Annotated in this window: 26 protein-coding genes; 3 read left to right on the top strand and 23 right to left on the bottom strand. The window is 46.2% G+C overall.

What is annotated here, in order from left to right; translation table 11 throughout:
* Window positions 1-51: 51 nt before the first annotated feature.
* From spoIIR to prfA, 3 genes are all read right to left on the bottom strand, one after another.
* Window positions 52-675, bottom strand: a complete 624-nt coding sequence (spoIIR, locus tag MUN89_RS05175) for a stage II sporulation protein R (protein ID WP_244713581.1) — start codon at window positions 673-675, stop codon at window positions 52-54.
* Between the two features lie 80 nt (window positions 676-755).
* The gene (gene prmC, locus MUN89_RS05170) at window positions 756-1,634 is read right to left on the bottom strand and encodes a peptide chain release factor N(5)-glutamine methyltransferase (RefSeq protein WP_244711987.1); all 879 of its coding nucleotides are present in this window, start codon (window positions 1,632-1,634) and stop codon (window positions 756-758) included.
* Window positions 1,615-2,688, bottom strand: a complete 1,074-nt coding sequence (prfA, locus tag MUN89_RS05165; protein ID WP_244711985.1) for a peptide chain release factor 1 — start codon at window positions 2,686-2,688, stop codon at window positions 1,615-1,617. The genes prmC and prfA overlap by 20 nt, the downstream gene beginning before the upstream one ends.
* Before the next feature lie 132 nt (window positions 2,689-2,820).
* On the opposite strand from prfA, the gene MUN89_RS05160 reads away from it, so the two are divergent.
* On the top strand, window positions 2,821-3,555 hold the full coding sequence (locus MUN89_RS05160; protein WP_244711984.1) for an alpha/beta fold hydrolase: 735 nt from the start codon (window positions 2,821-2,823) through the stop codon (window positions 3,553-3,555).
* Here MUN89_RS05160 and MUN89_RS05155 read toward each other — a convergent pair.
* The 14 genes from MUN89_RS05155 to MUN89_RS05090 all read right to left on the bottom strand — a co-directional run bounded on the left by MUN89_RS05155 (window position 3,552) and on the right by MUN89_RS05090 (window position 14,143).
* Window positions 3,552-3,956 carry a hypothetical protein gene (locus MUN89_RS05155; protein WP_244711982.1) on the bottom strand — a complete coding sequence of 135 codons (405 nt, stop codon included), beginning with the start codon at window positions 3,954-3,956 and terminating at the stop codon, window positions 3,552-3,554. The two genes, MUN89_RS05160 and MUN89_RS05155, sit on opposite strands and share 4 nt — an antisense overlap.
* Before the next feature lie 81 nt (window positions 3,957-4,037).
* Window positions 4,038-4,265, bottom strand: a complete 228-nt coding sequence (locus MUN89_RS05150) for a hypothetical protein (RefSeq protein WP_244711981.1) — start codon at window positions 4,263-4,265, stop codon at window positions 4,038-4,040.
* 243 nt (window positions 4,266-4,508) lie between these two features.
* The gene (locus MUN89_RS05145; protein WP_244711979.1) at window positions 4,509-5,366 is read right to left on the bottom strand and encodes a dimethylarginine dimethylaminohydrolase family protein; all 858 of its coding nucleotides are present in this window, start codon (window positions 5,364-5,366) and stop codon (window positions 4,509-4,511) included.
* Between the two features lie 23 nt (window positions 5,367-5,389).
* A complete protein-coding gene (locus MUN89_RS05140; RefSeq protein ID WP_244711977.1) occupies window positions 5,390-5,683 on the bottom strand; it encodes a four-helix bundle copper-binding protein in 294 nt (97 codons plus the stop codon).
* An 87-nt stretch (window positions 5,684-5,770) separates the two neighbouring features.
* A complete protein-coding gene (locus MUN89_RS05135; protein WP_244711976.1) occupies window positions 5,771-6,469 on the bottom strand; it encodes a Na-translocating system protein MpsC family protein in 699 nt (232 codons plus the stop codon).
* A 136-nt stretch (window positions 6,470-6,605) separates the two neighbouring features.
* Entirely contained in the window at window positions 6,606-7,223 is a 618-nt protein-coding gene (locus MUN89_RS05130) for a thymidine kinase (RefSeq protein ID WP_244713579.1), read from the bottom strand.
* 66 nt (window positions 7,224-7,289) lie between these two features.
* Entirely contained in the window at window positions 7,290-7,514 is a 225-nt protein-coding gene (locus tag MUN89_RS05125) for a hypothetical protein (protein ID WP_244711975.1), read from the bottom strand.
* A 58-nt stretch (window positions 7,515-7,572) separates the two neighbouring features.
* Window positions 7,573-7,818, bottom strand: a complete 246-nt coding sequence (locus MUN89_RS05120; RefSeq protein ID WP_244711974.1) for a type B 50S ribosomal protein L31 — start codon at window positions 7,816-7,818, stop codon at window positions 7,573-7,575.
* A gap of 164 nt (window positions 7,819-7,982) precedes the next feature.
* Window positions 7,983-9,266: a transcription termination factor Rho gene (gene rho / locus MUN89_RS05115; RefSeq protein ID WP_244711973.1), complete on the bottom strand. Its 1,284-nt coding sequence runs from the start codon at window positions 9,264-9,266 to the stop codon at window positions 7,983-7,985.
* 323 nt (window positions 9,267-9,589) lie between these two features.
* Window positions 9,590-10,558, bottom strand: coding sequence for a class II fructose-bisphosphatase (glpX, locus tag MUN89_RS05110; RefSeq protein WP_244711971.1), 969 nt, complete (start codon window positions 10,556-10,558; stop codon window positions 9,590-9,592).
* 67 nt (window positions 10,559-10,625) lie between these two features.
* Window positions 10,626-11,912 carry a UDP-N-acetylglucosamine 1-carboxyvinyltransferase gene (locus MUN89_RS05105; RefSeq protein WP_244711969.1) on the bottom strand — a complete coding sequence of 429 codons (1,287 nt, stop codon included), beginning with the start codon at window positions 11,910-11,912 and terminating at the stop codon, window positions 10,626-10,628.
* A 70-nt stretch (window positions 11,913-11,982) separates the two neighbouring features.
* On the bottom strand, window positions 11,983-12,624 hold the full coding sequence (gene fsa, locus MUN89_RS05100) for a fructose-6-phosphate aldolase (RefSeq protein ID WP_244711967.1): 642 nt from the start codon (window positions 12,622-12,624) through the stop codon (window positions 11,983-11,985).
* Window positions 12,625-12,741: 117 nt separating this feature from the next.
* A complete protein-coding gene (gene fba, locus MUN89_RS05095) occupies window positions 12,742-13,605 on the bottom strand; it encodes a class II fructose-1,6-bisphosphate aldolase (RefSeq protein ID WP_244711965.1) in 864 nt (287 codons plus the stop codon).
* A 172-nt stretch (window positions 13,606-13,777) separates the two neighbouring features.
* Entirely contained in the window at window positions 13,778-14,143 is a 366-nt protein-coding gene (locus MUN89_RS05090) for a response regulator (RefSeq protein WP_244711963.1), read from the bottom strand.
* Window positions 14,144-14,335: 192 nt separating this feature from the next.
* Between MUN89_RS05090 and MUN89_RS05085 the strand changes: the two genes are divergently transcribed.
* Window positions 14,336-14,857, top strand: coding sequence for a DUF2529 family protein (locus MUN89_RS05085; protein WP_244711961.1), 522 nt, complete (start codon window positions 14,336-14,338; stop codon window positions 14,855-14,857).
* Window positions 14,858-15,354: 497 nt separating this feature from the next.
* Here the strand turns inward: MUN89_RS05085 and MUN89_RS05080 are convergent, their stop codons facing one another.
* From MUN89_RS05080 to rpoE, 4 genes are all read right to left on the bottom strand, one after another.
* Window positions 15,355-16,959, bottom strand: a complete 1,605-nt coding sequence (locus MUN89_RS05080; RefSeq protein ID WP_244711959.1) for a CTP synthase — start codon at window positions 16,957-16,959, stop codon at window positions 15,355-15,357.
* A gap of 45 nt (window positions 16,960-17,004) precedes the next feature.
* On the bottom strand, window positions 17,005-18,840 hold the full coding sequence (locus tag MUN89_RS05075) for a hypothetical protein (RefSeq protein ID WP_244711958.1): 1,836 nt from the start codon (window positions 18,838-18,840) through the stop codon (window positions 17,005-17,007).
* Window positions 18,833-19,909, bottom strand: a complete 1,077-nt coding sequence (locus MUN89_RS05070) for a bifunctional glycosyltransferase family 2/GtrA family protein (RefSeq protein ID WP_244711956.1) — start codon at window positions 19,907-19,909, stop codon at window positions 18,833-18,835. The genes MUN89_RS05075 and MUN89_RS05070 overlap by 8 nt, the downstream gene beginning before the upstream one ends.
* 353 nt (window positions 19,910-20,262) lie before the next feature.
* Complete coding sequence (gene rpoE, locus MUN89_RS05065) at window positions 20,263-20,808, bottom strand: DNA-directed RNA polymerase subunit delta (RefSeq protein ID WP_244711954.1); 546 nt, start codon at window positions 20,806-20,808, stop codon at window positions 20,263-20,265.
* 581 nt (window positions 20,809-21,389) lie between these two features.
* Between rpoE and MUN89_RS05060 the strand changes: the two genes are divergently transcribed.
* Complete coding sequence (locus tag MUN89_RS05060; RefSeq protein WP_244711952.1) at window positions 21,390-21,704, top strand: hypothetical protein; 315 nt, start codon at window positions 21,390-21,392, stop codon at window positions 21,702-21,704.
* Window positions 21,705-21,744: 40 nt separating this feature from the next.
* Here MUN89_RS05060 and MUN89_RS05055 read toward each other — a convergent pair whose 3' ends face one another.
* Both MUN89_RS05055 and icmF read right to left on the bottom strand, forming a co-directional pair.
* Window positions 21,745-23,019: a helix-turn-helix domain-containing protein gene (locus MUN89_RS05055; protein ID WP_244711950.1), complete on the bottom strand. Its 1,275-nt coding sequence runs from the start codon at window positions 23,017-23,019 to the stop codon at window positions 21,745-21,747.
* Between the two features lie 166 nt (window positions 23,020-23,185).
* On the bottom strand, window positions 23,186-26,431 hold the full coding sequence (icmF, locus tag MUN89_RS05050; RefSeq protein WP_244713577.1) for a fused isobutyryl-CoA mutase/GTPase IcmF: 3,246 nt from the start codon (window positions 26,429-26,431) through the stop codon (window positions 23,186-23,188).
* Between the last annotated feature and the right edge of the window lie 13 nt (window positions 26,432-26,444).

Genomic DNA, 26,444 nt, shown 5'->3' with positions numbered 1-26,444 from the left:
CGCATCACACCTTTCTTCTATCACTCTATGAAAAAAGGTAGGCGGTTTATGCTAAGAAAATAGTTTGTCCCACAGCTTCACGACGAAAAATTCTACTTCTTTTTCTTCTTCTTGCTCATCGGCCTGCTGTTCTTGTTCAGGCTGATCCTCTTCAGCTTTCGCTACGCTCGTCCCATTGGAAAAATCAAGGAAGCAAAGCGGCGGAAACAACACGCACCACCAGTTATCACCTTCGCCTTTGCCAATCGTAATCAGGATCGCTTCATACTCACCGGCCGGATAAATATAATTGCCGTACAGCTTTGTTGGAAAATCTACGCGCTTATTGTATTCCACTGTGTAGTCTTGCTCTATGCCCTGCTCCTTCATCGTATCACCGACGATATGGTCGATCTCGCCTATCCGGCTTTTGATTAACGTGCGGGCCTCTTCAATGGAAGTTAAGTCTTCGACCCAAGTGGTAATTTCCTGATTGACTTCATCACGGACTTCGCGTTTTAACTGCTGGGCCTCATCTGCATTGCTGTCTGCTAAAATGCGCAATCGGATCGCTTCATCGGGAATGACTTGATACGATTGTTGTCCTGGTGTAGAAAAAGCAGCACTTCTCTGTCCCCAAGGTAAAACACTTACGACGATCATTAAAGCGGCTAATAGCAGCCACGTGTTTTTTATCGGTCTCATTTCATTTCCCCCGTGTCTCTCTCGTAGTTGCTAGTATGGACAGGGGGAAAATGTTTTAAACGTCCAATCTATTAATCTTTTACCGCCAGCACCATGCGGTCTTTTTGATTGATATCCTGGCGTATCGCCGCCCGATATCCGATTTCCTTCTCAATTAGCTCTTTCACAGCCTGTCCCTGCTGGAATCCGATTTCAAATGCCACTATGGACGGTGTAAGCTCATATCGCTTCATCTGTTTCAGAATGATTTTGTATGCCGCCAGACCCTCATCTTCAGCAAACAGTGCCAGCTCTGGATCAAAGTTTTTAACGGTATCAGAAAGACTGTCTGCCTCGCTCCTTGCGATATAAGGAGGATTCGATACGATACAGTCAAGCTTTTGATTGCGCAGCGGTTCGAGAAAATGGCCTTGAAAAAATCCCACATCCGCTTCAAGTGCCCGGCTGTTCTTTTCTGCAACGTGAAGGGCAGCCGCTGAAATATCGGAGGCAAACACCTCAGCACCCGGAAGCTCAAGGGCGAGCGTAATGGCAATGACTCCGCTTCCGGTGCCGAGATCTGCCATATGCGGCGCTTGAAGTTCGAGTCGCCTGCACTCTTCTATCACCCCGGCGACGAGCTCTTCGGTTTCCGGACGCGGGATTAAAACGTCCCTACTGACCGAAAAGTCGCGCCCGTAAAACGAAGCGCTCCCGGTTAAGTGCTGAACAGGCGTCCCGTAATACGCATGCGCCTCGATCTGCTCGATGAAACGCCGCTTCTTATCTATGGGGAATTCCTCGTGCTCATAAGCGAGGAGCATCGCAAACGACCGGTTAAGCTCATGCTCAAGTAAAAGATCTGCGACGCGGGGTTCGCGATGATGCTGTTGTAAAAAAAGAGAAGCCCACCTGCGGGCTTCCTGAATTGTCGTCCATGTCGGCTGCATGTTATTCACCAATCTGCTCAAGCTTTTTCGTTTGTTCTTCGATCAACAGCGCATCGATGATTTCGCCCAGATTCCCTTGAAGAATTTGGTCCAGCTTTTGCAGCGTCAAGCCGATCCGGTGATCGGTTACGCGGGTTTGCGGAAAATTGTAAGTACGAATTCGTTCTGAGCGGTCGCCGGTCCCGACGGCTGATTTACGACTTTCATCATATTCAGCCTGGGCTTCCTGCTGGTATTTATCATAGATACGGGCCCGAAGAACCTTCATGGCTTTTTCCTTGTTCTTAATCTGGGACTTTTCATCCTGACAGGATACAACGATTCCGGTAGGCTCGTGCGTTAACCGCACAGCAGACATCGTCGTATTCACGCTCTGTCCTCCTGGTCCGCTGGACGCGAACGTATCGACGCGGATATCCTTGTCGTGAACTTCCACTTCCACTTCTTCTGCTTCCGGCATTACAACAACCGTAGCAGTTGAAGTATGGATCCGTCCGCCAGATTCGGTTTCGGGTACACGCTGCACGCGGTGGGCGCCGTTTTCAAACTTCAGCTTGGAGTAAGCACGGTCGCCGCTGACGATGAAAATAATCTCCTTGTATCCACCCACATCATTGGCATTTGCTTCAATCACTTCGGTTTTCCAGCCTTGTGATTCTGCATAACGGGCATACATCCGGTACAAATCACCGGCGAATAAAGCAGCTTCGTCGCCTCCGGCTGCGCCTCTGACTTCCATGATGACGTTCTTATCATCGTTCGGATCCTTCGGCAGCATCAATACTTTAAGGCGCTCTTCAAGCTCCTTTTTTCTTTCACTGAGCTCCTGAATTTCTTCCTTAACCATGTCTTCCATTTCATCATCGTCCAAGCCATCGTCAAGCATGGCCTTGGCATCATCCAATTCGCTCGTCACTTCTTTATATTCGCGATAAGCGGTTACCGTTTCCTGAAGCCCTGACTGCTCCTTCGAATACTCCCGCAATTTATTCGTATCAGAAATGACCTCAGGGTCGCTGAGCAGTTCGTTCAGCTTTTCATATCGGTCTTCAAGTGTTTGCAAACGTTCAATCATTGGTATACACCTCTTTCTCCATAACATTCTAATTATATTATAGTGGTGGGGATGATACAACCAAATGTCGTGCAACGGAGCCGCAAGCTTCGTTATAATGAAAGGATAGGACAGGAAAGGAGAGGATCGGACATGAATAGATGGGTAAGGCGCTCTTTCATTGGCACAATCGCAGGCATCGTTACGCTCTGCTTAGCCGCTTGGCTTTATTTAAAGCCGTACGAACCGAACGATAAGGCGCGGGCTTCCCTGCATGATACAGCAAAAGTAGAAGTAACCCGCGGCAAGGAGTGGACATCCTTTGAGCCCCAGTACAGGACGAGAGAAAGTATTATCTTCTATCCAGGCGGGTTAGTGGAAGCAAACAGCTATGCTCCGCTTGCCAAAATGCTTGCTCATCGCGGGTCGCCTGTCTACATCGTCGATATGCCGCTCGATCTTGCTGTGTTCTCCCGAAACCGGGCTGAAAAGATCATTCAAAAGTATCCGAGTCGTTCCTTTGTCATCGGCGGCCATTCGCTTGGCGGTGCCATGGCAGCCCGTTTTGCTAATGAACATCCAGAACAGATAGAAGGAGTTTTTTTACTGGGGGCCTATGCAGATAAAAAGGGGCGTCTTGATGAGGAGAAGATCGAAACGCTTTTGATCACCGGATCAAAGGATCGTGTATTAAACCGGGAGGCTTTTCAAAAAGGGAAAGCTTATGTACCTGAAGACGCGGTTTATCACGTCCTTCAGGGGGGAAATCACGCTCAGTTCGGAAGCTACGGTTCTCAGAAAGGCGATGGCAGCCCTTCTATCCCTGCTGAAGAGCAGTGGGATGAGACGACCAAATGGATCATTGATTGGTTGAAAACCCTTAATTAGTCGTTTACTTTCACGTGTATATCATAACGAGGAACAGCGTTGTACACCTTTTTCTGTACTTCTTTTCTCACTTGCTGCACTTCATTGTCTGAAAGATTCTTTCCTGCTGAAACGGTCACCCAAGCCGTACCTGATTCAATAATGACCCGTTTTACGGAGACACCTTTCACCTCTTCAGCAGCTTCCTTCATCATATTCCGGTCCTGCTTCAGTCCCCACGTATACCCTACATTATCAATCATCCGCGGGTTTTCAGTTTGGGAGGTAATCTTGTGGTTGGCTCCCATGTCCTCCACGTCCTGACGGTTGGTCATGCCCTGGTATTTGTCAACATCACGATTATACCCACAGGCGGCGAGCACGGTAACAGCAAGCATTCCTGCCCCGATTATTCGCAGCATCCTATTCACCTCTTCTCTTTTTACGTTATTGTTTCCGAGAAGGATATGAATATGTACGAATGAGGGCAATTGTTGGACGGTTTACGTTTCCGCAGCAAACGGCGGCGGATTATTAGGATCTTCCTCAGCTTCAACTTCCAGGACTTCTTGAATTTTCAGCTGATATTTTTCAGGGATTACGTTTTCCTGTTGGATCCTCTGTAAATACTCTTCTGCTTCTTCATAGCTGTGAAAAAGGATTTCTGCATTGTTTTTTCTAAATTCGATCACGATATGGTGATGATCGACACCTATGATTCGATAAATCATAAAAACTCCTTCCTTATTGTCCAGCTGTCAGGCTTTTCCAACCAAAAAAGTCGAAAAGGTCCCGTGTAAACCTTTTCGACTTGATGTCCAGCTCTATTGTCTAGTTCATTTTGTCGGAATTACCTGTCATCATTTTTTATAAAAGTTCATTGGAATGAGCAGCGAATCAGGATAAATCTTCGATGGACTTATCCCCGTTCACTCATTATAGTACAATAATGAACAATGATAAAGGGGTGGCGCTTAATCTTGTCTGTTAAGCGGCAGCGTGCAGCACCGGAAGGAGCCTCCGGACTTAATAATTTCCGATAAGTCCGCTTCAATCACATGAAATCCATTTTCCATAAGCTTTTCGTTTATTTCCTTGTTCTGCGGCAGGCTGATCACCTTACGATTGCCAATCGACAGCACGTTTGTCCCCATCGTAAACTGCTCTTCTGTGCTTACAGGAATCAGGGAAAATTCCTTGGAAAGTCGTTCTACGTCTTGTTTGTTAAAGGCTTCTGGATAAATAACCGCCTCCGTGCTGCTCAAAATGTTGAAGGCACAGTCCAGATGAAGAATGTCGTCTTTCAAAGGCAGGGGGATGATTTCATAATCAGGGAGCATTTTGTTCAAATAAGAAATGGCCCGTTCTTCCGTCCGATTGCTTAAACCGACCCAGAGCCTGTGGCCATCCACAAGGACATCTCCCCCTTCAATGTGGGGATCGTACAGTCTCGTATAAGGAATTTCCTCGTCTTTCAAGTATTCCACAAGCGGCTGGACTTCTTCCCGGCGAATCGGGCTCGCTAAAGAGGAAACATACACCCGTTCTCCGATGCAAAACCCGATATCCCGGGTAAAAACCTGTTCGTTCAGACGCGGCAGAGCCTCAATATGAACAACTTCCACCCCATTGTCTTCCAGCACAGCAACGAATTGTTCATGCTGCTGGATGGCTTTTGGAATGTCGATATTTTCATCTGCAAAATGCTTCTGGGTTTCATTAATGATTTCAGTAATCTTCATATGCTGCGGCGAACTGACAATCACCTTTTGCAACGTAGAATATTCGTCCTCACAGCCACATGAATGGTTTTTTTCATTGGCAAGCTTCATTTGATCAGCCTCCATCTCATCATTCAGCTTGATTCTTTTAAAGGGGGCAAAGGCATTTTTTTTTGAAAAGCGATTATCCCCTCGCATAGCTTAGCGTAGTCCAAACACATCAGATACAACGGATCTTGAAATTCATCGTTCTCGATTTGCAGGCATTCATCTGCACAGTCTTTGCACAATTCGGCACACGATTTACATATGGATTCTGCGTCCCCCGCATTCTTTTGCACCATTTCTACAGCATATTGAAATGCTTCCTGGCATTGGTGCAGAAGCTGAGTGCGTTTCAGCAGGGAATTCATAAAATTATCAGGCATCAAGAGCCCTCCTCATCAGTTGAACGGGACATAGAATAAAAAAGCCGAATCAGGGTCCGCATCCCTCTTCGGCTGACATGGTTTGCGTCACTTTCCGCTTGCTTTTGGCTTGAGAATAAACAAAATATAGCTGATATCCTTTTGAAAATCCCAATCAACAAAATAATCTTCGATTGATGTGTTTAAAATATCTTCAAAGGATGACTGATTGATCAGATTTCTTTCTAAATTCCGCTTCGTAAGCTTCAAAACTTCACTATGGCCGGCTTCGATCAGCGCCTTTTCAATAGGGACAAGAATCCCATCTCTTACGACGATTAACGTCCGGTTGTTGAGCATAAACGACTCGAGATTTTCCGGAGGCTTTTCTGCTTTTTTGCTCAATTGAATCACTTCATGATGAATGTTTATTTTATGCTCATAGTCTTCCAGATGTTCATCCATCCGGCTTTGTGTGTTCAAAATTCCGATAAACACGCCTGAACGGTTGGAAAGTGACCAGTCATAATACATTTCTTTAATTTCAATGCCCGTTGTGGCTTTCCAGGTGGCTTTGATGTCGGGAATCAGTTCTTCCATCAATAAGTCCCGCGTCTCTTCTACTCTTCTCGTATGATCCTTTCCTACGAGTACACGCTCCATCGGGGCGAGGAAATCCTTCAAATAAATAGTCACATAAGGTTCGACGAGAGACACATAGACAGAAGCGGGACCTTTTCCAAAATTGTCCCTTAACAACCGGCCGACATAACTTGATATTTCTGATTGTATTGATCTTGTATCCATGGCTATCCTTCCCGGTTCCAGTATTTTATATGATTAAGGATTTCCACAAACCCCCTGGTTTTAAACATGGAACGGGCGGCTGCCAGCTATAAAACGGCCCTGAAGCAGTCGATAAGCTTCAGGGTACATCAAACTTCTATAAACGTTCTGCGTATGCCTCTACTTCCCGTTGCCTGGGTTTATTAGGCACTTCGTGGTGGTGCCTGCAGCGAGGCTCGTACGACTCGGAAGCCCCTACTAAAATAATCGGATCATCGTAAGAAGCGGGCTTGCCATCAATTAAACGCTGCGTACGGCTGGCTGGTGACCCGCACACAGGACAGATCGCATTCAGCTTTGTCACGCTCTCGCTGAGCGCCATCAGATCAGGCACTTTGCCAAAAGGCTCGCCGCGGAAATCAGTATCCAGACCTGCCACAATGACCCGGATTCCCCGGTCCGCGAGGCATTCGACGACCTCGAGAATGTGTTCATCAAAAAATTGGACTTCATCAATGCCTACGACGTCGATGGAGTCATCGACATGCTGAAGAATGTCAATGGAATTGTCCACCGGTCTCGCCAGGACAGACGTTCCATTATGAGAGACAATAGAATCCTCTTTGTACCGGTTATCGATGGCCGGCTTAAATACCCGTACCGTTAACTGACCATATGTAGCACGACGAACTCTCCGGATCAGCTCTTCTGATTTGCCGCTGAACATACTCCCGCAAATAACCTCGACCCATCCACTCTGCTTCATCACATACACGTTGACTTTCGCTCCTTCCATTCTCAAGTTTATCCATTATCGGAATAAACATGTAAAAGGCTCTCCTCAGCTGACTTTTGAACGATCGACCTCGTCCCCCGTCAACCAAGGACAGCCTGTACCTGCGATTCTAAAAACCGGCAGTGCCGTTTTACTCTTACTGTTCATCTCGTCGGGTGACTCTATTCCTTTTTTCTCCGTGTGTTCAACAGCTTTTTCTTTGGTTCGACACGGATCACCGGCAGTTTTTTCATTATTGGCTACAAAAAAACAGGCAAACGATAGAGACAATTTGCCTGTTTCTGTTCAAAATTATGAAGCCTTCACCAAAACTGGTGTCCGCTCATTATTATGAAAGGTTATATTTTTTCTTGAAGCGATCCACACGGCCGCCAGCTTTATCAGCTTTCTGCTTGCCTGTGTAGAACGGATGAGACGCAGAACTAATCTCAACACGGATCAATGGATACGTGTTTCCATCTTCCCATTCAATGGTTTCTTCGGAATACTGAGTAGATCCGGATAGAAACTTGAAATTAGAACTTGTGTCGAGGAATACAACTTTACGGTATTCTGGATGAATTCCTGCTTTCATGTTCTTCCACTCCTTTTTGCCCTGAATCCTTTGGAAACAGAGTTATTGTAAGAGCCGTCGAAGGTTTAACTTAAAGACCTTTTACTGAAACTCACATAGAAAGATTATAACAGGGAACCGTGCCCAATGCAAGGTAACTTTTTCTCATGAAACCATGGCTTTCGTCAGCGTTTTGCCGCTGCTTTTCCCTTCATATCCTTATCCATCAAATCAAAAAATTCGGCGTTGTCTTTTGAAGATTTCAAACGGCGGAGGAAGCGTTCCATGAAGTCCGGGGAATCGGTCATCGTCTGCCTGATCGCCCAGATTTTATCGAGAGCCGGCTTATTCAACAGCAGCTCTTCCTTCCGCGTGCCGGAACGGCGGATATCGATCGCAGGGAAAATTCTCCGCTCCGCTAAGCTGCGGTCAAGGTGCAGCTCCATGTTGCCGGTCCCTTTAAACTCTTCGTAGATGACATCATCCATACGTGAGCCTGTATCCACAAGTGCCGTCGCAAGAATGGTGAGACTTCCACCTTCTTCAATATTCCTGGCTGCCCCGAAGAAGCGCTTCGGACGGTGGAATGCCGCCGGATCGATCCCGCCAGATAACGTTCTTCCACTTGGCGGGATTACGAGATTGTAAGCACGTGCAAGACGAGTAATGCTGTCCATGAGTACAATAACATCGCGCTTGTGCTCGACTAACCGCATCGCACGCTCAAGGACGAGCTCGGCCACTTTAATATGGTTCTCAGGCACTTCATCAAAGGTCGAGCTGACTACATCTACATCAGGGGCAACGGAGCGCTCAATATCCGTGACTTCCTCAGGACGTTCGTCTACGAGTAGAATAATCAGTTTGGCATCCGGATGGTTCGTTGAAATGCTGTTTGCCATCTGCTTGAGCAAAACCGTTTTACCTGCTTTAGGCGGAGCCACAATCAAACCTCGCTGACCGTAGCCGACAGGTGCCATTAAATCCATAATTCGGGTGGAGAGCTGTTTGCTTTCTGTTTCCAGTTTCATTTGCCGGTCGGGATAAAGAGGAGTCAACGCTGGGAAGTGGACACGTTCCTTAGCTGAATCCGGGTCTTCCCCATTGACGGCATCCACGTGCAACAAACCGTAATAGCGCTCATTTTCTTTCGGAGGACGTACTTTTCCGGAGACTTTATCCCCGTTTCTTAAATCAAAACGGCGGATCTGTGAGGCTGAAATGTAAATATCCTCAGCACTTGGAGAATAGTTAATCGGGCGGAGAAAACCGAAGCCTTCAGACGGAATAATTTCCAGAATCCCATCCATAAATAGAAAGCCGTCCTTCTCTGCCTGCGCTTTTAAAATCGCAAAGATCAGCTCGCGCTTTGTCAGCTTCGCATAATAGGAAACCTTATATTGCCTTGCTTTTGCATATAAATTTTTTAACGTCATCGTCTCTAAATTAGAGATTGTTAATTCTGCCACAAAATCACCACTTTATATATATTTTCTGTAAGGCCTCTCATTTTAGGCGGGTGTATTCCAAGGTAAGCTATAAATTCAGGAAATAGTTTCGTAGTTTGGACTTCTCAAATTGGATGCGCCCGTGAAGATACAGGAGAAGTATTAGGAAGTTAAATAAGCAGCTTACGGAGGTTTACTCATCGTCATTGTTTCCGTTTTCTCTATGAAACATTCTTTATTGTACAACTAATAGACATGTGGATTCAATGATTTTTTGAATTTTTTAAAGGATGGTCAATATAGAATGACAGGAAGCCGGAATACCCGGCTTCCTGTATAATCACTTAAGGTTTTATGACTAAGTTTGGCTTTTTCTTCAAACTGTGATCGCCATCAATGAAACGTACTGTGCCCGACTTTGCACGCATGACCAAGGTTTGAGTGGTCGCTTTCTGGCCTTTAAACTGTACACCTTGCAGGAGTTCGCCGTCGGTAACACCGGTAGCTGCGAAAATCGCATCGTCGCCGCCGCAGAAGTCTTCCATATGGAGCACTTTGTTAATATCTTCTATGCCCATCGTCTTGCAGCGTTCTAATTCTTCGTCGTTGGAAGGAATCAGTTTGCCCTGAATCTCTCCGCCGAGACATTTAAGAGCAACAGCCGCAAGCACCCCTTCAGGTGCACCACCAGAGCCGAACAGAATATCTACGCCGGTATGGTCAAATGCCGTATTAATCGCAGCTGCCACATCGCCGTCAGGAATCAGTTTAATGCGGGCGCCTGCTTCACGGATCTCCTCAATAACCCGCTCGTGACGCTTCCGATTTAACACGATCGCAACGACATCTTCGACTTCTTTATTCTTCGCCTTGGCAACAGCCTGCAGATTGTCAGCAATGGAAGCATTGATATCAACTTTTCCTACAGCTTCCGGACCTACGGCGATTTTGTCCATATACATATCCGGAGCATGCAGAAGCTGGTGATGGTCGGCAATTGCAATAACCGCGAGCGCGTTCCACGTTCCCTGAGCTACAATGTTCGTGCCCTCAAGTGGATCTACAGCAACATCCACGCGCGGACCGTATCCATTTCCAAGCTTTTCCCCTATGTACAGCATAGGAGCTTCATCCATTTCTCCTTCACCAATCACGACGGTGCCTTTCATCGGAATCGTGTCAAATACATCACGCATCGCAGAAGTAGCGGCATCATCCGCTTCTTCTTTCTTTCCGCGCCCCATCCAGCGGGCTGATGATAAAGCAGCTGCCTCTGTCACTCGTACTAATTCCATTGATAAACTTCTTTCCATGGTTCATTCTCCCCTATCAGTTAGATTTCTCCTCATCTCCCCATGGAAATGGGCAATCACCCATTTGTTATGAGTTCTGGAATTGCTCAATCTCTTCGTCTGACATCTCCTCATACCAGACTTTCGCACCAAGCTCCACTAACTTATTGGTAATGTTCTCATATCCGCGCTCAATGTGCTCAACGCCAGTAATTTCTGTAATGCCGTCGGCCATTAAGCCGGCGATGACTAACGCAGCGCCTGCTCGTAAATCCGTTGCCTTCACCTTAGCCCCCTCAAGCTTCGATGGGCCGGATACAATCGCTGCGCCTCCTTCAACTTTGATGGAAGCATTCATCCGTCTAAGTTCGTCAATATGCTTAAAACGCGCCTGGTAGATCGTATCTGTAACGACGCCTGTCCCGTATGCCTTCGTTAATAACGACGTAAACGGCTGCTGCAGGTCAGTCGGAAAACCTGGATACACCAGTGTTTTAATATCTACACTGCGCATTTTCTCACTAGGACGAACGTAAAGCTGTTCATCATTTTCTTCGATGGTTACACCCATTTCACGAAGCTTTGCAAGCAAAGATTCGAGGTGCTGTGGAATCACATTGTCAATAATCATTTCCTCGCCTTGCGCAGCAGCCATAATGGTATAGGTGCCGGCTTCGATGCGGTCAGGAATAATGGTGTGCAGACAGCCGTCCAGCTGGTCTACCCCCTCAATCCGGATGACGTCGGTCCCGGCTCCTTTGATCCTTGCCCCCATACTCGTGAGCAAAGTGGCCACATCAATAATTTCAGGCTCTTTTGCAGCATTCTCGATGACCGTTTTTCCTTTGGCCCGTACAGCTGCGAGCATGATGTTAATGGTAGCCCCGACACTGACAACATCCAAATAAATCCTCGCCCCGCGAAGCTCTTTGGCACGAAGATAGATCGCTCCCTGCTCGTTCGATACCTCTGCCCCGAGTGCTTCAAAGCCTTTGATATGCTGGTCGATTGGACGTGGACCAAGATGGCACCCGCCCGGCAGGCCGATGACGGCTTTTTTAAACTTGCCCAGCATTGCTCCCATAAAGTAATAGGATGCACGAAGCTTTTTCACTCTTCCATTCGGAAGCGGCATCGATATCATATTGGAAGGATCGATTTCTATCGTTCTTCCATCCTGTTCCACTTTTCCTCCAATTTCCCTTAGAAGCTCTGATAAAATCCCAACATCGGAAATGTTGGGCAGACCTTCGATCGTTACTGGAGAATCCGCTAATATGGCAGCAGGCAAAAGAGCAACGGCGCTGTTCTTCGCCCCGCTGACTCTCACCTGGCCGCGCAGTCGAGTTCCGCCTTCTATTAATAGTTTTCGCATGAGAAACTCCTCACTTTAAAAGGTAAAGATTACGACATTAGCATGTGCAATTTTTGCCAATTCACTCGTATTATTTTTGGTTATTCCAATCGTTTAAGAATTTCTCAATTCCCTGGTCTGTCAGTGGATGTTTCACGAGCTGGCCAAAAATTTTGAATGGAAGGGTTGCGATATGAGCGCCGCTGATCGCTGCTTCCGTTACGTGAATCGGATGGCGCACGGATGCAGCAATGATTTCTGTTTCAATTCCGTGGCGGTCAAAAATTTCCGCAATCTCAGAAATAAGCGGCACTCCATTTTGACCAATATCATCAAGACGGCCAAGGAATGGAGAAACGTAGGACGCTCCTGCGCGAGCAGCAAGCAGCGCCTGGTTAGCAGAAAAAACAAGCGTCACATTGGTTTTGATATTCAGATCGCTGAACGCTTTAACCGCTTTTAAGCCTTCAAGCGTCATCGGTACTTTAACGGTAATGTTTGGAGCAATGGCCGCAAGTTCCTTCCCTTCTTTAATCATACCCTCTGCGTCTTCAGAAATAACTTCTGCACTGACAGAACCGTCCACTTCATCCGTAATTTCTTTCAAACGATCGTGGAAAGAAACGCCTTCCTTCGCGACTAAACTCGGGTTTGTCGTTACACCTGCAAGAATCCCTAACGCATTCGCTTCACGAATTTCCTCAATGTTCGCTGTGTCTACAAAAAATTTCATGGTACTACTCCTCTCCCTTTTTGTATTTATTTATTGAAAAACGAGCAATGATTACGTTTTCAATCACGTGGAAAAGGAAACCGCTACATCGTAACGGCTTCCTTACTCATTCAATTATTAAGCTTTATTGGAAGAACCAAATTCACGCATCTTGCCAATAACTGTTTCTTTAATGGCATCGCGTCCTGGTCCTAAATACTTACGCGGGTCATACAATTCAGGCTTCTCAGCCAGTACGGCACGTACAGCTTTGGCCTGGGAGAATTGATTTTCTGTGTTGACATTGATCTTAGCGGTTCCGAAAGAAATAGCTTTCTTAATGTCCGCTGTCGGGATGCCTGTCCCGCCGTGAAGCACAAGCGGCTTATCGACAATTCCCATGATTTCTTCCATGCGGTCAAAGCCAAGGTTCGGTTCGCCTTTGTAAGGACCATGTACAGAACCTAGCGCCGGCGCGAAAACGTCAACGTTTGTTTCATCGACAAGCTTTTTACATTCTGCAGGAATCGCATAGGCTGCTTCTGCATCCTCTACAATAATGTCGTCTTCCTGACCACCTACACGGCCCAATTCTGCTTCAACAGAAACACCGTGGATGTGCGCAAGTTCAACGACTTTTTTCGTTAACGCAATGTTTTCCTCAAGCGGGTCGTGGGAAGCATCGATCATTACGGAAGTAAATCCGGCATGAATCGCTTCTGCACATTTTTCAAAGCTGGATCCATGATCCAGGTGAATCGCAACAGGCACAGTCGTCCCGTATGATTTCATCAGAGCTTTAACCATATCAACAACTACGTTAAAGCCACCCATATAACGCCCGGCACCTTCAGAAACTCCTAAGATTACCGGAGACTGCTCTTCTTCTGCAGCCTGCAGGATCGCCTGAGCGTATTCTAAATTGTTAAGGTTGAACTGGCCAACGCCGTAACGTTCTTCCTTAGCTTTTTCTAGCATTTCTTTCATAGACACTAGCGGCATGAAAGATCCTCCTTTAAATAAAATCGTACTCCTATAAACTAGCACGTATCCAGTGATACGATACCGGTAATGTTAAGCTACAGTATTAGAATACCAATACCGTTGCAATGGCGCAACACACACATCTATAGTTAACGCTTTCATTTAAAAAAAGATTTTTTAATGGAGTGGATTAGCTGCGGACCAGCGTGTTTGTTACCACTTCTTTCATCTTATGGATATCGAAGGGTTTAGCGATGATTTCCTGCACAAAAGAAAACTGCGTATGTTCCTTAATCGAATCCTCAGAAGATCCGGTAATGATAATGACAGGATTATGAGCACTCATTTCATCAAAAGTCTTCAACACTTCGTGACCGTTCATCACAGGCAGATTATAATCCATAATTGTCAGGTCAGGTTTCTCCGCCTCCATCATCTCACATGCTTGCTTCCCGGTTTTTGCAGTTACTATTTCGTATCCTTCGCTTTTAAGAATTTCTTCCAGCAGCATACGGATTCCTGGTTGGTCGTCTACAATTAAAATCTTGTTCGTCACGTGGCTTCCCTGCCTTTCTTTGGTTCTGAATCTCCTATACCTGTATTTATAATCTATATTTTTCTTAACTTTGTATTTCGAGGTTCTCTGTCAGAATTCCTGCCTTTATTTGGCTATAGTTTGGAACTTTTGCTAGGCAGGATCTTATGCTAAGCTATGGTTTACAAGGATATGAGAAAAGAGGGGAACCGTATGCTGAAGATGCTGCAAACACAGTTAACCGGCCAATTCCAGCAAATTGCAAAAACCGAAGAATTTCACATAGAAGATGCGGCAAGAAGTCTCTCCCAAGCGCTTGTAGGTGAAGGAATTATTTATGTGAAGGGCTTCGAGGAAATGGAATCCATTGAGGCTGAAGCCTTGCAAGGTCCGGAACCGATGCCGAAAGCAAAGATTTACATAGCGGAAGACACTCTTACGGAGATTGACCGTGTACTCATAGCTGCTCGCACGGCTGACCATCCCGAGGCGGTTAAGCTTGCTAAGGAAGCAAAGGAAGCAGGTGCTGACGTCATTGCCCTGGCTGCTGTACAAAAAGATAAAGAAAACCGTCTGAAGCAGGAAGCAGACTTTCTGATTGATACTAAAATCACACGACCGCTCCTCCCCTTTGATATGAGACGGGTCGGTTTTCCATCCGTGATGACGATGTTTTATGCTTATTTCGTCTTAAGGCTTACGATAGAAGAAATCATGGATGATTATCAAGAGTAATTTTATTAAAAGCGCGGTGGCTGAAGCAGCCACTGCGCTTTTTACATGGCAGAGAAACTCTTTCGTTTTCAGCAGTCTATTTAAGATGGGACATGGTAACCTGAAATACTGAATCCTGTATTAACTGTTTTCAGCAGGAATAGTTTCTCTTTATTCAGGGCTGGGAAAAGAACTCTTATACACTCTGTGTTCGTTAAACAGGGTTTACTCGATGAGGATAAAGATTCTAAATTCATCACTCCTCTGGGTTTTAATGCCCAGGAAATAAGGAATAATTCCAATTTCATAAAGGAGGCAGGGAAATGCAGGACTCCTATGGGAACAAAAGACAGGGCAGGACCCCGGAAGCCGCAGGCTGAGGAAACCTGACGTCGCCCATGGAAAGCGAGTATTTCCCTGCCTCCTTTTCTCATAACAGTAATCTGGTAGATCTATTCTACTGCCTGAAAAGCGCGGTAGCTGAGAAGTCAGCCACCGCGCTATTTTTATTGATATCCTTATTGCTTCTGTTTCATCGCTGCGCCGATAAAGCCGTAGAACAATTCCTGCGGTCTTGTCGGTCGTGATTTGAATTCCGGATGGAACTGGCTCGCTACAAACCAAGGATGATCCTCCACCTCAATAATTTCAATCAGACGTCCGTCCGGACTCGTGCCGGAGAACTTAAACCCTTTCGCTTCCATCTGTTCCCGGTAGTGGTTGTTAAATTCAAACCGGTGGCGGTGACGCTCATAAATAACCTCTTCTCCATATGCTTCGATCGCCTTAGTTCCCGGCTGAAGCCTGGATGGATAAATTCCTAGTCTTAAAGTACCGCCCAAATCAGAAATTTCTTTCTGCTCAGGAAGAAGATCGATAATTGGATGCGGCGTCGCCGGATTGATTTCTGCTGAATGGGCACCTTCAAGACCAAGCTCATTTCTAGCAAATTCCACAGTAGCAAGCTGCATACCGAGGCAGATACCGAGAAACGGTACACGGTTTTCCCGTGCATAGCGGATCGCATCGATTTTTCCTTCAATCCCGCGGTCACCAAAGCCTCCTGGGACGAGGATCCCGTCGGCTCCTGCCAAATGATCGCCGACATTTGCCTTCGTTACATTTTCAGAGTTGACCCATTTCACTTCAATATCCGCATTGTAGCTGTAGCCTGCATGCTTCAACGCTTCTACGACTGAAATATAGGCATCTGGCAGCTCAACGTATTTACCGACAAGAGCGATCGTGACTTTTTCCTGCAGGTTCTGCACCTGTTCGAGGAGCTGATTCCATTCCGTCATATCTGCTTCAGGACACGTTAGGCCGAAATGCTTACACGTCAGCTCATCCAGTTTTTGTTCCTGAAGCGTGAGCGGCACTTTGTAAAGCGTGTCGGAATCACGCGCTTCAATGACCGCATGCTTAGCAATATCACAGAAGAGAGCGATTTTTTCTTTCATCTCTTCCGAAATCGCCTGTTCAGTCCGGAGCACAATTGCATCCGGCTGAATACCCAGGGAACGGAGCTCTTTCACGCTGTGCTGTGTCGGCTTTGTTTTCATTTCTCCTGCCGCTTTTAAATAAGGCACGAGCGTACAGTGCAGATACATTACATGCTCACGGCCGATATCGCTTTTGATCTGTCTGATCGCCTCAAGGAATGGCAGCGATTCGATGTCCCCTACCGTTCCCCCGATTTCCGTAATGACAACATCGGCGTTTGTTTCATGGGCGGCACGGAAGACACGATCCTTGATTTCATTCGTAATGTGCGGAATGACCTGGACCGTTCCGCCGAGATAATCACCGCGGCGTTCTTTCTTAATCACATTCGAGTACACTTTCCCTGTTGTTACGTTACTGTATTTATTTAAGTTAATGTCAATAAAACGCTCATAGTGTCCAAGGTCGAGGTCTGTTTCTGCTCCGTCATCAGTTACAAACACTTCACCATGCTGATAAGGACTCATCGTTCCCGGATCCACGTTGATGTATGGATCAAACTTTTGGATGGTGACTTTTAAGCCCCGGTTTTTTAGCAGCCGTCCTAGGGAAGCCGCCGTAATTCCTTTTCCTAAGGAGGAAACAACGCCTCCAGTTACAAAAATGTATTTAGTTGCCACGATAATCCCTCTTTCTCTATGATCTTTTTTATAAAAAGCAGCGCGTTACTGCTCCGTCTCATCACCCTGAGGCAAATTCACTCGTTCTGTAATTTTGCCATCTTCTACTTTATAGGCGCCTTTTTTCACTTCCATCTGGCTGCCTATGCACTGCTTCATGTCTTTCCCGATGTTTCTCGTTACGACTAAATAATCGCTTTTCTTTAAGTCCTTATTCAGCCGCTGCTTTAATTTTTCTGAATCACAATACGTAAAAGTATAAGTGTTGAAATTCAATCGTTCGTAAGTCATCACATGATCCAAATAAAAGCTGTCCCGGTGGCCGAGGTCCTGGATCAGTGTCACCTCATCTTGCCCGGAGATGTTTTCAGCTTTTTCCAGCTTGTGATACATGTCCAACGCTTCTAAACGTAAGGAGCCTTTAGACATTTTCTGATGCAGCAGTGCATCCGCTTCTCCTTTGATCGGCAGGAGCAGAAGACCAATGCTTGCGGCCATCACTACCTTTAACAGCCAATACCGTTCAAGTCTTGTAATTTCCCGAATGATAAAGACGAGCAGCGTGCCCATGCAGAAAATCGCTGCCGATGCTTCGTACCGGGTAAAGCCGGCAAGATTAATCGCTTCGTTTTCCGGCATAAGAAACAAATAAAGCAAGTAAAGCAAAGCGCCGTAGAGCGCTTGAAATAAATTAACGAAAATAACACTCCAACTCAATGTCTTCGGCCAGCGCTTGTCTAAAGCTCGAATGATAAAAATCGCTGCCACGGCAATAACCGAACTGATGACCATCAAGTGGACTAATGTTGAATCTGCGATCGCATGACCAAGCTTGGATACCATCGTCCTTCCAAAATCGGAAGTGAACCGGTCTAAGCTGAACCGGCCTGCTGTCACCGCATGGCGGTTCGACCCATAGCTTGCATCATAAGCAAACAAGGTGTAAGCCATGAATAGAAAGTTCATCGCAATGGGAATGGCGAGCAGATTGACGAATCCACACAGGAAAGCCTTACCTTTGGCTCTCCCTTTTAAACGATGATTCTTCACGTAATTAATCATTAAACCGATGAGCCAGATTAAACAGAACGCATAAAAGATTTTGCCGCTGTCTTTTGTCAAAATCACAAAGGAAAGAATCGGCATTAGCAATACGGTCATCTTTTCAAATCGGTCCCGGTAATAGTAGGCGACCAACAGCGCCGCAGCAGGAATGTAGCCAAGAATTAAATCGACGAGCAGGGAATACACGTTATCTCCATCGACGAGTAAAAGAAACAAGGCAACAAAAAAGGAGGCAATCACAGCGAATGGCTTTTTCCAGCTTGAAAAAATAAAGAATGTAGACAATAAGCCTGCAATCAGCACCCCCTGCCCGATGAGTGCCGCACTCTCAGAATAGCCCACGAGCGTGACGACGTAGTACACAAAAATCGCTGTCCCTGGCGGATAATTCCTGAATGTAATCACAGTGGAACGGTCAGGAAGGCTGTTTTCTTCGACCATCTCTTTTACAATTAAACCCCAATGGCTGAAAATATCATACTGTATAAAAATGGCATCCCTTAATAAAAAAGCAAAAAACGCCGTACCGGCAATAAAAAACACCGTCGAAGGCGTAAGCAGATTGATAAATAACCGTTTGTCTCTAGCCATAAGAAACAAGCCGTATACAAACAGAAGAAGACCCACAGCAAAAATAAGGTAAACAGCAGGCAGGATCAATTGGACAAGCCCGCTGATAAATAAAACAACGACTATACTCGAAAACAAAACGATCGGAATAGCCGCTGGGACTAGGTTGAACTTGGATTTCAAGTAAATTCCATAGCCGGTAAAAGAAATCAGCATCAAAGTAAACATGATGATGACGCTACTCATATTCCACCTCTCGAATGCTCTCGGCAGGGCTTTGATCAAAGACCCATGCTTTTTGAATATAGAAGCTGAATAAGAATAAGACGGAGTCGACCCCAAGCTTAATCAATACTTCGTGATCACCTATCCATTCATAGAGATAATGCACACCAGCGGAAGAGCCAGCCAAAATAACAACAGCCAGCGCATAATACTTCACAAGCGTTCGTTTCGTATACTTATAAGATTTGAATACAATGTTGCGGTTCACAAAGTAATTAAACAAGGACGAAACAATCCTAGCAAGAATGGTCGGCACCACGATAAAACCGATCGGCAGAAACGCCTTAAAGATCGCTGAGAATAAAGCGAACATCCCGATATCCACGAGAAACGATGCGGCCGACGACACTAAAAACCTTAAAAATACGTAATAAATTTTGATCGAGTCGACGATCGGGTTAAAGTGGGAGGATTCGTTTTCATCAATATAGATGGTTTCGATCTCTACTTCGGAAATCTCACGCTTGTATGTTTTACAAGCGAGAATCATCCGCATTTCAAATTCGTAGCGGTCTCCTTCGACATAAAGGAGCTCGCGGCCAAATTCACGCGGGATCCCTCTCAGTCCCGTCTGGGTATCCGTCACTTTCATACCTGAAGTCAGACGAAGGACCGACTTTGTCATATTATTGCCAAAACGGCTTCGAAACGGAATATTTTCCGTAGTAAAATCCCTGACGCCTAGAACGAGTTCCTCAGGCTTATCAATAAGCGCTTCAGCTACCCTTTTAATATCTTCAGGAGAATGCTGGCCGTCCGCATCTGCGGTCACCATGCCGACTCCTTCAGGGTGATGATCTTTATAGTATTGAAAAGCGGTTTTCAATGCCCGGCCCTTCCCTTTGTTCTCAGGATGCTCAAGCAAAACACAGTTGCTGTATTCTTTCGAAATCTTGTCAAAAATCGTCTGACTTTCCAGGTGGCTTCCATCATTGATTACGACAATTTCATGAAAGCTGAACCTTATTAACTTGTCCAGCAAATCCAGTAATTTATGGTCAGGATTATAAGCCGGTATCACCACCGACACGTCCTTGTAAGAGTATGTCATGTATTAGCCAACTTTCTCCAGGAAGATAAAACATATGAGATTTCATTAATAAGTTACCAAAGCAATTATATGACACGGGACACGCGGTAGCAAATTACGCTTCATAGGTTACAGGCATGACTTCATTCACATTTCCGGCTGTAAAATTCCGCGCTTGAGCAATGGAACAGTTCCATCGTGATCATACCCTTTTGAAAGTCATTTATTACTCGTGTAAAAATAAAAAAACGCTCCCCGCTTTTGGGGAGCGTTCCGCATTTCATTTTAGAAAATTAAAGAGCCCAAATTGAATTGTACTTATTTACATTTGGAAAGTCAACCATACTTTTATGCTATTCTTCTTTCTCTTCGTCTTCTTCTCCTATGAAGCTGACATCGTCCTCGATCATCTCTTCCTCTTCTTCATCAAGGTCGTCATCTTCATAGTCACCTTCATAATCATCATCGTCGTCGTCATCAAGGTCGAGATCTTCGTCCGTCAGCTCTACGTCTTCTTCCAAGTCCTCATCGTAATCTTCATCATCATAATCTTCTTCGCCAAGCTCTTCGTCAAGCATCTTAGAAGGCTTCTTCTTTTTCTTCTTCCGTTTCTTAGGAAGGTTGGCAATCTCTTCTTCCATTTGTTCAACCGGATACCAGCGTTTCAGACCCCATTGGTTTGTTCCAATCGTCATGAACCGGCCATCAATATTCATATCCGTATAAAATTGAGCGATGTAGCTTTCCTTCTGCTCCTCTGTGAAACCTTTCATCGCAGCAATGCGGTTAAACATTTCATTAAAGTCGAGGGCCTGTCTCTCCTCTTCTAAAATGATCGTTGCAAGTTCGATCATGGAAATCTCATCCACTTGGTCTTTGCTTAGTTCTTTTAAGCTCACGATCCAGCACTCCTTTACCTTCTATAAATAGTATCCATAACTCCATAGGCATACGAATCACATTTTAATCATACCACCCATTATATGACCATAAAAAACAAAAATCAAATAGAAAAGCGGCGACGAGCGTTCAGATCCCTCAGGCTAAGCAAGCAGCCGCAAGAGGCATGGTTTTCTGCCTCTGGAGGATGATTGCTTAGATCAGCGGGGAGCTGCGAGTCAGAGCTGGACAATAGAAAAATGGAAGCGCCTTGGTCAGCTGCGACATGCATAAGACAAACGGTGCCGTGGCGTTCTTCGCCACAGCACCGGTTGACTTATGTCACGAGCAGCTAGGCGCTGGAATTAGACATAGAAAAGCGGAAGCGCCCGGATAGACACGACCAGCATAAGACAAACGGTCTATGCTATTTTCAATCATTCATAGACTACCATCCCTAAACCCCGGAATCAGGTGTTTCTCATCATTATACCAAGGAAACACGTCTCCCATACGGTGAGAACCGCATTTAACTTGGTCTTCCTTATCTTTTATCGTAAAATATAGAATAGACTGCACAGAAATAAAGGAGCGAGCTTGGATGAAAAACCACCCCCTGAATTGGATTTTTACGATCATCCTTGTCCTGACTGCCGGGGTATGGCTCTATACGAATTATGGCTTGATCCATACAAAGGAAATAAGTGAAGCGGTCATTTCCGAAAAGACCCATAATGATGAAGGGTATTTCATCAAAGTGAACGGGAAGGAGCTTCAAGTGAAGGACGAAAATACGTGGATGCTGCTAAATAAAGGGGAGGCCTACCATGTTACCTATGAATGGTACGGCACGAAAACCCCGTTTGTGACCCATGTCAATCAGCCGCATGATAAAGACCAGATTGGCGGCCATTAAAAAAAGGCCCTGTGTCGTCTTCATGACGTCTACCGGGCCTTTATCTTCCATTCATCCCGAACGCTTCGTATTGGTTCGTGCGATACCGGGCCGCTTCACGATAAACCATCGCTGACTTCCTGTACTCCTCTTTTTCAAGGAAAATCTCTGCCAGCATTTCCATCCCCCGCAAATAGTCTTCACGATCTCCACGGGCAAGAAAATAGGGAAGGATTTCATACTCCAGCTTATTCATACAGGCAAGCGTATCGGCGGTGTTCGTCACCGAGGCGTGCAGCATGTAAAGACGGTAGTGCTGTTTCGTATCGCTTGTCTCCTGAAACGCGTGCTGAATACAGGAGATCGCTTGTTCTTCCTCGCCTAGTTCATAATGAGCCCTTGCCAGACCATAATAAACGGCAGCCGTTTCCCCTATGGATGCCTCTAAATACGTAAGGGCCTGATAAAAACTGTCTAACGCAAGCTTTGCATTCCCTTTTCTTACAGCAATTGTGCCAGACAAAAGATACGCCTTCCCCGCTATCTCTGCATGCTCTTTTTTATCCTGAAGCGCTAAGATTTTCTTAACCGTTTTATGGGCTTCTTCGTGATCTCCAATAGCGTGAAAGCTTTCAGCAAGCAGGAGCTTACACTTGAGCACAGCTTTTTCATTTAAGGCCTCATGATAGAGCTGGAGAGACTCCTGCACATTGGAAATCGCTTTTAATGGCAGTCCGATTTCCAAATAAGTGACAGCCAGATAATAAAACAATTCAGGATCAACGTTATCAATGGTCCGATCTGTCTGCTGCTCCGCTGCCAGGAAATAATCGAGCGCTTTGTGGTGCTCGCCCGTTAAATGATAATAAAACCCCAGCATCTTGCTCGCTAAATAATGGCGGTCTCCCGTCCAATGGGGATGCCACTGCATCAGCGTGTGGACCTCCGCATTGACCATGACCGTCTGCTTTGCGGCCACTTCAAAACGAAAGCGGAATAAATCGTAATAATCATTGAGCTCCGTATAAATGGGATGGGGAAAACAGCTTGATAATTCGATATATTTCTGCGCTGCTTTCATATGCTGGTCATGCTTCATTAAATGGTACCAATGGAATAACTCTTTCTCTAAGAGCTCTCGCTGTTCTCCGCGGCGCTCTCCTTGTGCAATTCCCAGCCGCTCGCCTAAAAGATCTAGAATTTCGCTGCTCGGCTCAAGCGTCTCATTCTCCACTTTGCTCAAATAGGAAATCGAACAAATGCCTTCCGCCAGCCATTCCTGTGTAACACCCTTCTCTTTCCTTACGTATTTAATAATACGCCCGGAAATTCCCATAGTAAGGCTCCCCTTTTATAAAATCTCCTAATCCCAGCCTTATTTTCTTTCCTATTATTATCTCAAATTGATGCCGTCGAACTCCACTGGAGTTTGTCGAATGGTATGAACTTTTCGACAAAAAAGACCTCCAAGTCCTATTCCACCATGGCTTGGAGGTCTGCTTTTACATATTTCGACGATACTGCCCGCCCACTTCGTATAGGGCGTGGGTGATTTGGCCGAGACTCGCGTATTTCACAGTTTCCATCAGTTCAGCAAAAACATTGCCGCCGCTGTGTGCTGTTTCCTGCAATCGGCGCAGCGCTTCTGCTGCCTTAGCTTCATGCTGCGTTTGGAACTTGCGGAGTTCTGTAATTTGATGTTCTTTCTCCTCTTTACTGGCTCTAGCCAGTTCCATCGCGTTGATTTCATCTTCGGTAGGAGGATTCGGGTTCAAGTACGTATTGACCCCAATGATCGGCAGTTCGCCGGAATGCTTCTTCCCTTCATAATACAGGGATTCTTCCTGGATTTTGCCGCGCTGATACTGGCGTTCCATCGCGCCAAGCACTCCGCCGCGGTCGTTGATTCGTTCAAATTCCTGCAGCACCGCTTCCTCAACAAGGTCGGTGAGCTCACGAATGATATAAGACCCTTGCAGCGAATTCTCATTTTTCGTCAAACCGAACTCTTTACTGATAATCATTTGGATCGCCATCGCCCGGCGCACGGACTCCTCAGAAGGGGTGGTGATCGCTTCATCATAAGAATTGGTATGCAGTGAGTTACAGTTATCCTGAATCGCAATCAGTGCCTGCAAAGTTGTGCGGATATCGTTAAAGTCGATTTCCTGTGAGTGCAGTGAACGGCCGGACGTCTGAATGTGGTATTTCAGCTTCTGGCTCCGTTCGTTGGCTCCGTACTTATTTTTCATCACAATCGCCCAGATTCGGCGCGCCACTCTGCCGAGCACGGTATATTCAGGGTCGAGCCCATTGGAGAAAAAGAAGGACAGGTTTGGAGCAAACTTGTTAATATCCATCCCCCGGCTCAAGTAATATTCCACGTACGTAAACCCATTGGCAAGGGTGAACGCAAGCTGGGTAATCGGGTTCGCTCCTGCTTCAGCAATGTGATAACCGGAAATCGAAACGGAATAATAGTTACGTACTTCGTAGTCAATAAAGTACTGCTGGATATCGCCCATCATCCGGAGGGCAAATTCTGTGGAGAAAATACACGTATTCTGCCCCTGATCTTCCTTCAGGATGTCGGCTTGCACCGTCCCTCGGACAACCTTAATCGTGTCTTCTTTAATTTGGGCTGCTTCTTTTTCATTCGGCTTTCTTCCCTGTTCCTGCTCAAACTTATTCAGCTGCTGGTCGATCGCCGTGTTGAAATACATCGCAAGGATAATCGGAGCCGGACCGTTAATGGTCATTGAGACGGAAGTTGTCGGATCGACGAGATCGAAGCCATCATACAACTTTTTCATATCTTCAAGAGTGCAGATGTTTACTCCGCTTTCGCCGACTTTCCCGTAAATATCGGGACGTTCATCCGGATCTTCCCCGTATAACGTGACCGAGTCAAAAGCGGTACTGAGCCGCTTCGCCTCATCGCCTTCAGATAAATAATGAAAACGGCGGTTCGTACGCTCCGGCGTTCCTTCACCGGCAAACTGGCGCTTCGGATCTTCGCCTTTTCGTTTAAACGGAAAGACTCCCGCAGTAAATGGAAATGCTCCGGGCACGTTCTCGGTGAGCAGCCAGACGAGCCGGTCGCCCCAATCCGAATATTTCGGCAAGGCTACCTTTGGTATTTTTAACCCGGTCAGGCTTTCGGTAGTGATGTCCATCGTAATCTCTTTTTCTCTCACCTTAAACGTGTACGTATCTCCGCTGTACCTTTCGTGGAGACCATCCCAGTCCGCCAGTTTATCAGCAGCCTCTTTATCCAGCGACCGTTCATAATCCTCAATCAGGCGCTCGAGGCTCCTTTTTACCTCTTCCTCTTCGAGTGCTTCTACGGTCCCTTTGAGCTGGTAGAGCTTACGCGCTTTAGCCGCTTGATCCTGTGCTTCTTCATGATAGTTGCGGACCGCAAGGGAAATATCGCGTAAATACTGTTTACGTTCGTTCGGGATGATGACGTTCTGCTTTTCTACTTTACTGACACGCTCAAGCGTCGTTTCATCCTGCCAGTTGAAATCTTCGTTCAGCTTATCGACAATCGCTGCAAACAATGTGTTCGTACCAGGATCATTAAACTGGCTGGCAATCGTACCGTACACAGGAAACGCGCTTTTATCCTCGTGAAAAAGCATATGGCTGCGCTCATACTGCTTGCGCACCTGGTTCATGGCATCCTCAGAACCTTTCTGCTCAAACTTGTTGATGACAATAAAGTCAGCAAAGTCGATCATATCAATTTTCTCAAGCTGAGAAGGCGCTCCGAATTCAGCTGTCATCACGTACATGGACAAATCGGTGACATCGGTAATGGCAGCATCGCCTTGGCCGATCCCGCTCGTTTCAATAATAATAAAATCGAATCCGGCTGCTTTCGTAACCTGTACGGCTTCTGCAACAGCGGCAGACAGCTCAGACCGCGCTTCCCTTGTAGCAAGCGAGCGCATATATACACGCGGATTGAGAATTGCGTTCATGCGGATCCGGTCACCAAGCAGCGCGCCTCCGGTTTTCTTTTTCGTCGGGTCCACCGAAAGAATCGCAATCTTTTTGTCAGGGATCTCATTGATAAAACGGCGGATCAGCTCGTCGGTTAACGAGCTTTTTCCGGCGCCCCCGGTTCCCGTAATTCCGAGGACCGGCACTTTTTTATCGGTCATTTTTTCGACGGCCGTTTCAAAAGCAGCGACATCTTCCCGCTCATTCTTCGGCGTGTTTTCCACATACGTGATAAACCTCGCTACCGCCGGATGGCTGCCTTTGCACAGAGCTTCCACCCCTTTTTCGACATCAAGCGGCGGAAGAAAATCACATTCCTCCACCATTTGATTGATCATGCCCTGGAGCCCTAAGCTGCGGCCGTCTTCCGGTGAAAAGACACGAGCTACCCCGTAATCGTGCAGCTCTTTAATTTCCCGCGGGATAATGACCCCACCCCCGCCTCCGTACACCCGGATATGACCGGCTCCTTTTTCCTTTAGTAAATCGACCATATATTTAAAATACTCGACATGGCCGCCTTGATAGGAAGAAATAGCGATGCCCTGAACATCCTCCTGGATGGCCGCATTGACGACATCTTCCACAGAGCGGTTATGCCCTAAATGAATGACTTCAGCGCCTGTCGCTTGTAAAATTCTCCGCATAATATTGATCGAAGCATCATGGCCGTCAAACAAACTGGAAGCGGTTACAAATCGGACTGGATGCTTCGCCTTATATAAAGCAGGCTGTTCCATCATGATTCCTCCT

It is taken from the genome of Halobacillus salinarum (assembly GCF_022919095.1).
Lineage (GTDB): Bacteria > Bacillota > Bacilli > Bacillales > Halobacillaceae > Halobacillus_B > Halobacillus_B salinarum.
The sequence above is the reverse complement of the archived record's forward strand: the minus strand, read 5'-3'. Positions and strand labels throughout refer to the sequence as shown.